The 9,575-nt window shown below is 40.3% G+C and carries 14 protein-coding genes; all 14 read right to left on the bottom strand.

The features are described 5' to 3' along the window. The coding region (locus tag K8S13_RS18585; protein WP_291464864.1) for a hypothetical protein at window positions 1-438 on the bottom strand (438 nt) is incomplete at its 3' end. A 29-nt stretch (window positions 439-467) separates the two neighbouring features. Then, the gene (locus K8S13_RS18580) at window positions 468-983 is read right to left on the bottom strand and encodes a type I restriction enzyme HsdR N-terminal domain-containing protein (RefSeq protein ID WP_291464862.1); all 516 of its coding nucleotides are present in this window, start codon (window positions 981-983) and stop codon (window positions 468-470) included. Further along, complete coding sequence (gpmI, locus tag K8S13_RS18575) at window positions 980-2,533, bottom strand: 2,3-bisphosphoglycerate-independent phosphoglycerate mutase (protein WP_291464860.1); 1,554 nt, start codon at window positions 2,531-2,533, stop codon at window positions 980-982. Before gpmI ends, K8S13_RS18580 begins: the two co-directional genes overlap by 4 nt. Before the next feature lie 2 nt (window positions 2,534-2,535). Continuing rightward, window positions 2,536-2,892, bottom strand: a complete 357-nt coding sequence (rsfS, locus tag K8S13_RS18570) for a ribosome silencing factor (RefSeq protein ID WP_291464859.1) — start codon at window positions 2,890-2,892, stop codon at window positions 2,536-2,538. After that, window positions 2,889-3,536, bottom strand: coding sequence for a nicotinate-nucleotide adenylyltransferase (nadD, locus tag K8S13_RS18565; protein ID WP_291464857.1), 648 nt, complete (start codon window positions 3,534-3,536; stop codon window positions 2,889-2,891). Before nadD ends, rsfS begins: the two co-directional genes overlap by 4 nt. 2 nt (window positions 3,537-3,538) lie before the next feature. Further along, on the bottom strand, window positions 3,539-4,534 hold the full coding sequence (obgE, locus tag K8S13_RS18560; RefSeq protein ID WP_291464856.1) for a GTPase ObgE: 996 nt from the start codon (window positions 4,532-4,534) through the stop codon (window positions 3,539-3,541). Next, window positions 4,531-4,785 carry a 50S ribosomal protein L27 gene (rpmA, locus tag K8S13_RS18555; RefSeq protein WP_291464855.1) on the bottom strand — a complete coding sequence of 85 codons (255 nt, stop codon included), beginning with the start codon at window positions 4,783-4,785 and terminating at the stop codon, window positions 4,531-4,533. The genes obgE and rpmA overlap by 4 nt, the downstream gene beginning before the upstream one ends. A 31-nt stretch (window positions 4,786-4,816) precedes the next feature. After that, a complete protein-coding gene (rplU, locus tag K8S13_RS18550; RefSeq protein WP_291464853.1) occupies window positions 4,817-5,128 on the bottom strand; it encodes a 50S ribosomal protein L21 in 312 nt (103 codons plus the stop codon). Window positions 5,129-5,239: 111 nt separating this feature from the next. Next, complete coding sequence (locus K8S13_RS18545) at window positions 5,240-6,022, bottom strand: energy transducer TonB (protein ID WP_291464851.1); 783 nt, start codon at window positions 6,020-6,022, stop codon at window positions 5,240-5,242. A gap of 2 nt (window positions 6,023-6,024) precedes the next feature. Next, entirely contained in the window at window positions 6,025-6,435 is a 411-nt protein-coding gene (locus K8S13_RS18540; protein WP_291464849.1) for a biopolymer transporter ExbD, read from the bottom strand. After that, complete coding sequence (locus tag K8S13_RS18535; RefSeq protein WP_291464848.1) at window positions 6,432-7,064, bottom strand: MotA/TolQ/ExbB proton channel family protein; 633 nt, start codon at window positions 7,062-7,064, stop codon at window positions 6,432-6,434. The genes K8S13_RS18540 and K8S13_RS18535 overlap by 4 nt, the downstream gene beginning before the upstream one ends. Further along, window positions 7,061-7,882 (bottom strand): ABC transporter ATP-binding protein, encoded by an 822-nt coding sequence (locus K8S13_RS18530; RefSeq protein ID WP_291464846.1) that lies wholly within the window; start codon window positions 7,880-7,882, stop codon window positions 7,061-7,063. Before K8S13_RS18530 ends, K8S13_RS18535 begins: the two co-directional genes overlap by 4 nt. Continuing rightward, complete coding sequence (locus tag K8S13_RS18525; protein WP_291464844.1) at window positions 7,879-8,841, bottom strand: iron ABC transporter permease; 963 nt, start codon at window positions 8,839-8,841, stop codon at window positions 7,879-7,881. Before K8S13_RS18525 ends, K8S13_RS18530 begins: the two co-directional genes overlap by 4 nt. A 47-nt stretch (window positions 8,842-8,888) precedes the next feature. After that, window positions 8,889-9,575 (bottom strand): ABC transporter substrate-binding protein (locus K8S13_RS18520; RefSeq protein WP_291464842.1); only part of this gene is annotated, 687 nt, incomplete at its 5' end.

The following is a 9,575-nucleotide window of genomic DNA, read 5'->3' as shown; positions in this document are numbered from 1 at the left end:
AAGTGGTAAAACAGCAATAATTCCAAGCCGACAAATTGTCCTGGCAGCAATATCACGCGGAAGTGGATACGATACTTTATAGAAGCCTGTTTCCGGTATTTTTGTTTCCTGGTTTTTACCAATTTGACCAAGTAACCCAATAAGAGGCTCTATTGACAACTCCGCACACTCCGCCAATGTTTCACACAATGCAATCCTGGTGTACAGCTTTTTCTCAATAACCAATTGATGGCATAACTTATCTACTACAGTAGTATTGTGATATTTACGCAGATTAATAACTGCGCAAGACCTTTCAACAGCTTTTTCTGAGTGAAGAAAAGATAGAAGCTCTGATTCATCAAATGAAGCAAAGTCTGAAATATCCGTTTCATTTACTTCACCACGTTCTCTTCGTTTTGCTGCTAAATTATCCATATTAGCCTTGAGTTTTTCCATCAGGAAAAACTCCTATATAAAAGCCTGATTTAGATATTGACCTTTTCCAGGTTAAAGGATCGGTAAATGATCATTTCCCGCTCCTTTCTGCTTTCATCAAGAGGTGTAAACGCAATGGATTGAATCATTTTAAGAGCCTTTTCTTTTGAGGGAATCGCATCAAGGCCTTGTCCTGCATATTTCCCGGAAAGCGTATCCAATACCATTGCATCCCTTGCATCCGTTGAAACGGCAAAGGGGATTTGATAGTCATAAATCAGCCTGGCCCCGGCTAGTATTTCCCTTTCATAGGACCCGATGGAACCGGCCACACAGGTAATGGCCATCAAAGCCTTGTCTTTGGAATATACAATCAGGTCGATGGCTGAGACATAGTCCTCTCCTTTAAACTGGACAATGAGTTCTTCATCCACCCATATATCTTTTTTGTCATAGCCTTTTTCCTCGACCAGAAATTTTTCAAATATTTGTCTGGTGGCCTCAGGCCCTACATTTCTTACTGCTTTTCCGGTTATATAATCGGTGATAATATAATCAAAATTCATATTAAAGATGTTCCTGTCATTTCAGAAGGTTGCTTTATATTTAATATTTTCAGAATGGTGGGTGCGATATCGCCAAGAATACCGTCCTTCATCTTTTCAACTTTATAATTATCTCCTGCAAGTATCAGCCTTACAGGGTTTAAGGTGTGGGCTGTATGGGGGGAGCCGTCATCTGCAATCATTTGTTCCGAGTTTCCATGATCAGCTGTTACCAATGCAACACCATTGGTTGCCCATATCGCCTCAACAACCGTTTTGGCACACTTGTCCACGGCTTCACATCCTTTGATGGCAGCGTCCAGAATCCCTGTGTGTCCCACCATGTCCATATTGGCAAAATTGAGGATGATAAACTCAAATTTTTTTGACCTGATTTTTTCACAAACGGTTTTAGCCAATTCAAAGGCACTCATTTCGGGTTTTTCATCATAGGTGGCCACATCTCTGGGAGAAGGGATCAGTATTCTTTCTTCCCCGTCAAAAACCTTTTCATCGCCGCCATTAAAGAAATAGGTGACATGGGCATATTTTTCAGTTTCAGCGATTCGAAGCTGGGGGATGCTGTTTTGACTTAATATCTCCCCGAGAATATTATCCAGGTGCTGGGGGGCAAACGCCACCGGCAGATCAAAGGTTTCATCATACTGCGTCATGCAGACAAAGCCTGCAAGGTCAATTCCTTTCTCTCTGGTAAACGCATTAAATCCGGGTTCTGTAAAGCCCCTTGTGATTTCTTTAGCCCGATCTGCCCTGAAATTAAAGAAGACAATGCCGTCTTCATCATTAATTGTACCGTTTGGGGTATCCTTTAACGGGGGATTGTTTCCAAGGAAAATGGGGTTGATAAACTCATCGGTCTTATCTGCATCATATGCGGTTTGTATGGCTTTAACAGGATCTTGTTCAATCACACCCGCAGCTTTTGTAAAGAGGTTGTATGCCTTTTCAACCCTGTCCCACCGTGTATCCCTATCCATGGCCCAGAAGCGGCCAACAATGGTGGCAATTTTACCATACTTATATTTATCCAGATAGTCCTGCAATCGCTTTATATAGGTGATACCGCTGGTAGGTGAGGTATCCCGGCCGTCAAGTATCGGGTGGATAAAAAGATGTTCAACATTATTTTGTTTTGCCATGTCGATCAGGGCAAAGAGGTGGGAGATGTGACTGTGAACACCACTGTCCGACAGCAGGCCCATGAGGTGAAGGCCTTTTTTTGACTTTGAAACTTCTGTCATGATATCTAAAAGTGCAGGGTTCTTAAAAAAGGTCTGATCTTTAATCGCCTGATTGATTCTTACAAAATTCTGTAACACTTTGCGGCCTGCGCCGATATTCATATGACCGACTTCAGAGTTGCCCATGGTTTCATCAGGAAGGCCGACAGCACTGCCTGAGCACAAAAGCTTGCAGTTGGGGAAATTTTTTAACAAAGAATCCAGAAAGGGAGTGTCAGCCAATGCAAAGGCATTCCCCTTTTTTTCATCATTAATACCCCATCCGTCAAGAATCATTAAAATATTGACAGGGTTTAGCTTAGAACTCATCATCATTCTCCTTGGGATTTGTAGGCGGCTTCAAATTCAGAAAGATCAATCCTTGGCGCATCAGCCCACAGCCCTTCTATATCATAAAAGGATTTTGTTTCAGTTTCAAAAATATGGATAATGACATCACCATAATCCAGTAATGCCCATTGCCCTTCTTTGACACCTTCAGCACCAATGGCTTTTTTCCCCTGGCCTTTTAAGCTTTTAATTAAATGTTGAGCAATGGAGGTTACCTGGCGTTGGGAGCTGCCTTCAATAATAATAAGAGTGTCAGTATAAGAGGTGAGTTGTTTTACATCAATGGCAGTAATTGATTTTGCTTTTCTCTCAAATGCAGGAATCAGGTATTCTTTCATTTATAGAGTTCCTTTGTTCTAATGATTTTTTCGACATTTGCAGGCACAAGATCCTTTATGGATTCGTTGTTTTTTACCCGTGCCCGGATCATGGTGGATGAAATATTTATTTTGGGTACCTTGCAAATTATTATTTTCTGTTTTGTTTTATGGGAAAAAATATTGTCCTGTTCATTAAAGGTGTACCCTTTTGATATGTTTTCGTCAATAAAAGAGACAATGGCATTGTAATTATTCCACTGCCCTCTCAACATGATGATAATCTGAACAGCTTTAAAAATTTTATCCTTGTGTTTCCAGGTTGTTATATCTAAAAAAGCATCGGAGCCTATTAAAAGAAAAAAGTTGATATCTTGACCATATTCCTTTTTAAATTCATTGATGGTGTCAATGGTAAAGGAAGGCCCTTTTCTTATCAACTCTTTGTCTGACAGCAGAAAATCTTCATGATCCTTTATGCTTTCTTTCACCATTGCAAACCTGTCCTTTGCAGGGGCAAGGTTGAGATGGGGTTTGTGGGGTGGGGTTGAAGAAGGGATTAAAAATATTTTTATCAATCCATATTTTTTTTGGACATACTCAATAATACCCATGTGGCCATTGTGAAAAGGATTAAAAGTCCCGCCAAAAAGTCCGGCCTTCATTTTTAACTCTTTATAAGCTTGGAAGCTAACAGTTTAACAAGTTCTTTTACCCCTTTGCCCGTTGCCGCAGAAAGGGTCAAAACCTGAATGTTTTTTAAAGCATGTTTAAACGCTTCAATCTTTTCTTGTGTATCCGGTAAGTCAATTTTGTTTAATACGACAATCTGAGTTTTTTTTGTCAGCGTTTGACTATATTTGGATAACTCATTGTTTATCAGGTTAAAAGACTCAAGAGGGGATGCAGGATCTATTTGGAAAGAATCAATCATATGAACCAGGATGCCGGTTCTTTCAATATGTTTTAAAAAACTGATACCAAGACCGGTTCCTTCATGTGCGCCCTCAATCAAGCCCGGGATGTCCGCCACGGCAAATGGCTCTCCAAAAGGCGGTTCCACCATCCCAAGGATAGGGGTCAGTGTTGTAAAAGGATAATCGGCAATTTTTGGCCGGGCCGCGGATATACTGCTGATAAGCGTAGATTTTCCGGCATTGGGTAACCCAACAAGGCCGACATCGGCAAGAAGCTTCAGCTCAAGCTTAATTTTTAGTTCAACACCAGGAATACCGGGCTGAGAATGCCTGGGAGCCCGATTGGTGGAAGATGCAAACCGTTTGTTGCCCCGTCCGCCCATGCCGCCATGGGCAAGAATATATTCATCTTCGGTGTCGGTCAGGTCGATAATGATTTCGTTGGTGTCTTTGTTGGTAACAATGGTTCCCGGGGGAAGGGCGATGATGCAGTGTGAACCGTTTTTGCCATGTTTTTGTTTTCCCTGGCCGGGCTGGCCATTTTTGGCCTTGAGCAATTTTTGGCGGCGATAATCAAAGAGTGTTCGTTTACTCCCATCGATTTTCAGGATGACATGACCACCATCGCCGCCGTCTCCACCATCAGGTCCGCCTCTTTCAATGTAACGTTCCCGCCGGAAGCTAGTGCATCCGCGGCCGCCATCACCGGACTTGACAGTGATAATTGCTTCATCTACAAATTTCACGCTTCATAAACGCTGACTTTTTTTCTATCGCGGCCTTTTCTTTCATAGGTCACAACACCGTCAATTTTGGCAAAAAGGGTATAGTCCTTGCCCAGACCAACATTATTGCCCGGATGAATTTTGGTGCCAACCTGTCTTACAATAATAGTCCCTGCAAGAATGCTTTCTCCGCCAAATCTTTTAACACCGCGCCGTTGCGCATTGGAATCACGACCATTTTTCGTACTGCCGGCTGCCTTTTTATGTGACATTAGATTTCTCCCTAATATTTAAATCTGGTATCTAAACTGAAATGGATTCTATTTTAATTTCAGTATAATGCTGTCTGTGGCCTTTCATTCTCCTGAAGCCTTTGCGACGTTTATACTTGAAGACCAATGTTTTTTTACCCTTTCCCTGATCAAGAATGTGTGCTTTTACTGAGGCATTTTCAACTTTCGGGCTTCCAAGGGTGATGGTTTCACCGTCTGAATACATGAGGATGTCATCAAATTCAATCTGAGAACCTTCGGTACCCTCAAGTTTTTCAACTTTCAGGATCTGTTCTTCATGAACCTTGTATTGTTTTCCTCCGGTTCTGATAACTGCGTACATTTTTAAACTCTCCTTATTATTTCAATACTTTTTCGCAATTTTAAAAAACTCGTAATGCTATACTTATCCCCTGGATTTGTCAAGATAAACATAACGATACTGGCTATAAAATTATTTGAGTTCAAACTTCACAGGAATCTTTACCCACATTTCCCGGGGGCTGCCGTTTTTTTTGCCGGGTTCAAAGAGCCAGTTTTTAACAGTTTTTAATGCCTGAATATCAAGGGATTTATGACCACTTGACTTGAAAATCTTTAAAGAGGAAACTTTTCCTTTTTCTGAAACCAATACCATTAGTTCGACAATCCCCTGATACCCTCTTTTCCGGGCGATAACAGGATAAGCAGGCAAAGCGTTTTTCTTATAAAGCGGTTTTGCAAATTCAATATGAGCTTGTTTGATATTTTCTTTCTTTTGGGGACTTATTGTTTTCAAGGTTGGCGGTTGACCTTTAAAACTCTGTTTTTTTACTGCTTTAATCTGTCTGGTCTCAGCCACCTCTGCCTTAACAGGGGGGGCAGCCTTAACAGGAGTTAATATCTTCTTTATCACTTCTTCTTGCTTGTGAATGACAGGTTTGTCCTGTTTTATCTTTTTGGGGAGTTTAGCCAGGTTTTTCTTTTTAATAACAGGTCTGGTTTTTTTTTTCGGGGTAAAAGATAGGGTCTTTTTCGGTTTGGGCATGGGCTTGGGTTTTGGTTTGATTTTTTCTATTTGTTTTATTGAATGAGTTTCTTTTTTGATTACAGGCTGCCTGTAGGAGAGGGTGACCATAACCGATTTGATTTGGGGGGATAAAATTTTATTGTTTTTTATTATTATGGAGGGAATTAATACCATCAAGGCAATATGAAACCCTATGGCAATTACAGCAGATAGTATAATACGGCTCATCTTTAATTCTGATCTTCGGGGTCAGCCTGTAAGGAAATTTGATTCAATCCGGCCATTCTGATTCTGTCTAAAACTTTAAAGAGATGTTGATAAGAAATGGTTTTATCTGCAAAAAGAAGAACGTCAGGCGTCTTTTCTTTTTTTGCCTTTTGCTCAAGAATATGGGTCAGATGTTCCAGGTCGACCGGTTCTTTGTTAACAAAAATTAAATTATCTTTATTTATGGTGACTGACAGAACCGTATCTTTTTCAGGTTTGACCACAGAGGATTCAGGCAAAGAGACTGGCATACCTTTATGTACTGCCATGGAGAGCATGGTATAGATAAAAACGACCAGAAGAAGGAAAACAACATCAATCAAAGGAAGCATCTCAATCCTGGGTTTATTGTTTTCAGGTAAGCGCAGCTTCATTTTTTTTCTTCCGGGATGTTTGTTTTATCCAGCAGAATTTGTTCATAAACAATTTCAAAGCTGGTGGCATATTTTTCCATGATGCCTGCTGCACGCTTTATTCTGGAGTTGAAATAGTTGTAGGGAAAAACCGTTATGATGGCAATAGACAGGCCGGTTGCAGTTGTTATCAGGGCCTGGGCTATCCCTCCGGTTACAGCCTGGGGATTTCCAATTCCCGATGTTCCCAGCATGTCAAATGAAGTGATGATTCCCATAACAGTACCCAGTATGCCCATAAGCGGGGCAACGGTGATCATGGTGTCAAGCACGCCCATAAATCTTTGCATTCGATTGATTTCATCCGCTGCGGATGATTCCATGGCCTTGATCAAAGAATATTCACGATGAAGAATGCCGCTGATAATCATTCTGATGACATAATTTTGTGATCCCGAGGCCTTTTGACGAACAAGATCCCACTCACCTTTCCGGGTAAGCGAAAAAACTTCATCCACAAGTTTCTGGTTTCTCTCCATACCAATCCCAATCCAGAAAAAACTACGCTCAATGATAATGGTCAAAGTAATCATTGAGCATAATAACAAGGGATACATGATGGGTCCACCGTTATGAAATATTTCCATCATACGATTATGTTCTCCTCTTTATTTAAAGCGTTTTGGGTAATAAGAAATATACAGGGTCTTTTTGATACAGGATTTTTTTGAATTCTTACTTTTGTATTGTAAACTTCTTGTATTGATTTTTCAGAAAGAACCTGTTCGCAGGTTCCGGTTTGATATATTTTTCCATTTTTCCCATTGAGTAAAACAAGCCTGTCAGAGTATTCCGCTGCCAGGTTTAAATCGTGAAGAACTATCAGTACAGTGAGGCAGAGCGTCTTTTTAAGGGAACTTATCAATTCGAGAATTTGAATCTGGTGTGTTATATCAAGATGAGATGTGGGTTCATCAAGAATTAAAAGCTTTGGCTCCTGGGTTAAGGCCCTGGCAATGGCAGCCAGTTGTCTTTCCCCTCCGCTTATTTTATTGATGGATGCATCCTTAAGCTTTAAAATACCTGTAAGTTCCATATATTTATGGGCAAGTTTAATGTCCCTGGCGGTTTCAAAGAATTGATATTTTTTAAAAAAAGGCAGTCTTCCTAAAAGGACATATTCTTCAACACTCATGGAAACCGGTTCAACTGACTGCATGACAACTGCGATATGTCTGGCCAATTGCCGGTTTGACATTGTTTGAATATTGTTGCCTTTTATATAAATTTTTCCTTTTTCAGGTTTGTTTATCTTTGAAATAATTTTTATCAGCGTTGTTTTCCCGGACCCGTTAGGACCAATGATTGAAATAAATTCACCCGGGTCTGTTGAAAAAGAAATATCTTTCAGTATGATCTCTTTGTGGTATCTGAAGCTGAGGTTTTCTATGGTGAGGGTATGGCTCATAATGTCACCTGCTTTCTTGAAAGTGCCCAGATGAAAATAATACCGCCGATGATACCCGTTATGACCCCTACGGGAAGTTCAAGGGGAGATATGATGACCCTGGCAATCACATCACATAGAACTAAAAATGCAGCACCGGCCAGGAATGAACTGATAAGAAGTATTCGATGGTCAGGCCCTGCTATCATGCGCATGAAATGAGGAACAATAAGTCCTGCAAACATGATGATTCCGGCAACAGATACGCTTAATCCCGTTAAAAAAGATGCAAGGATAAATAAATATTTTTTAGTTCTGGTTGTATTAACACCCAGATTTGCTGCTTCATCTTCACCCAGAAGCAGGGCATTTAAATCAAAACAGAAAAAATATGAGATAACAAGCCCTGCAAGGGAGCCGAAAAGCGCCATTTTTATTAAAATCGTATTAGGTTCGTCAAGGGAGCCCATGATCCAGAGAACAATATTTTGAAGATCATCACTTTTTGAGATAGCCATGAGCAGCATGACCAGGGAGGAGGCAACATAGGAGATCATCACACCTGTTAAAAGCATCCTGTTTGACTGGATATCCCTTGTCCTGTTGTTTAAATAGTAAACAAGAAAAATAACCAGACTTGCTCCTAAAAATCCTGAAAGAGGGTATGCGATGATGCCTATTTTGCTGTAAAACTTAAAAAGTATATTGATGCAGACACCCAGGGAAGCCCCTCCTGAAATGCCAAGTGTATAAGGTTCAACCAGGGGGTTTTTGAATATTCCCTGCAGCAGGGCGCCTGCAGGGCTTAAAGCCCCGCCGATTGAAAGGCCCAATATGATTCTTGGTAATCGTATGCCTAAAAGGATACTGTGGTCAGCACTTCCTTTGCCGTAAAAAAGAATATGGGGGATATCTTTTAATTGGATACCTGCGCTGCCGACACATAAAGAAAGAAGGCTGACAAGTATTAATATGACCATAAGGAGGATCAAAATAATGGACCAGTACTTTATTCTATTCTTTTTCATTATTTTAAATCAGCACTAGATTTTAAATTAAGACTGGGATGGATTAAAGATAAAACCTGTTTTAAACCTTTTGCAAAGGTAACGGGCGTAGGGCTTAAGATAAGTTCAGGATCCAGAACATAAATCTGATTTTTTCTTGTGGCATTCAAGGAACTAAATTTCATCCATCGCTTTTTTTCGATTTCTCCGGCTTTTTTGGATGTTCCCATGGTCGCAATTAAGATAACATCCGGGTTTTCCTTAAGGACTTTTTCCCTGCTGTAGATTCCTGATTTTTCATTTTCAGCAATATTGATTCCTCCGCCATAGTTGATATATTCATTGATAAATGTGTCTTTATTGGCAGAGTGCAAAGGTTTCATGCCTATCTGGATAAATACCTTTTTTTTAGGAAGATGAATTGTTTTAAGCTTAATGGCCTCAACCTCTTTTGCCGCTTTTTCTATTATTTTCTTTGCAGCATCTGTCTGTCCGAGAACCTTGCCTATTTTCATTGTGATGTCACACATTTGAGGGAAAGTTTGCGGGTTTTCAATTTTAAGCACCTTAATATCTTGGTTTCCTAAAATCTTTATCTGCTTTTCTCTTGAAAGCGGGCTTGCAATAACCAGATCCGGGTGCAGGCTGATGATTTTTTCAACATTCATCTGGATAACCGACCCGATCTTTTCTTTGAATTTTGCTTT

Source organism: Desulfobacula sp. (assembly GCF_021107415.1).
Note: the sequence above shows the minus strand (reverse complement) of the source record. Positions and strands in the feature narration are given on the sequence as shown.

Excerpts from the sequence above, each read along its gene's own strand:
- K8S13_RS18580 (WP_291464862.1), bottom strand. The coding sequence starts at position 983 with ATGAATTTTGATTATATTATCACCGATTATATAACCGGAAAAGCAGTA.
- gpmI (WP_291464860.1), bottom strand. The coding sequence starts at position 2,533 with ATGAGTTCTAAGCTAAACCCTGTCAATATTTTAATGATTCTTGACGGA.
- rsfS (WP_291464859.1), bottom strand. The coding sequence starts at position 2,892 with ATGAAAGAATACCTGATTCCTGCATTTGAGAGAAAAGCAAAATCAATT.
- nadD (WP_291464857.1), bottom strand. The coding sequence starts at position 3,536 with ATGAAGGCCGGACTTTTTGGCGGGACTTTTAATCCTTTTCACAATGGC.
- rpmA (WP_291464855.1), bottom strand. The coding sequence starts at position 4,785 with ATGTCACATAAAAAGGCAGCCGGCAGTACGAAAAATGGTCGTGATTCC.
- rplU (WP_291464853.1), bottom strand. The coding sequence starts at position 5,128 with ATGTACGCAGTTATCAGAACCGGAGGAAAACAATACAAGGTTCATGAA.
- K8S13_RS18545 (WP_291464851.1), bottom strand. The coding sequence starts at position 6,022 with ATGAGCCGTATTATACTATCTGCTGTAATTGCCATAGGGTTTCATATT.
- K8S13_RS18540 (WP_291464849.1), bottom strand. The coding sequence starts at position 6,435 with ATGAAGCTGCGCTTACCTGAAAACAATAAACCCAGGATTGAGATGCTT.
- K8S13_RS18535 (WP_291464848.1), bottom strand. The coding sequence starts at position 7,064 with ATGATGGAAATATTTCATAACGGTGGACCCATCATGTATCCCTTGTTA.
- K8S13_RS18530 (WP_291464846.1), bottom strand. The coding sequence starts at position 7,882 with ATGAGCCATACCCTCACCATAGAAAACCTCAGCTTCAGATACCACAAA.
- K8S13_RS18525 (WP_291464844.1), bottom strand. The coding sequence starts at position 8,841 with ATGGTCATATTAATACTTGTCAGCCTTCTTTCTTTATGTGTCGGCAGC.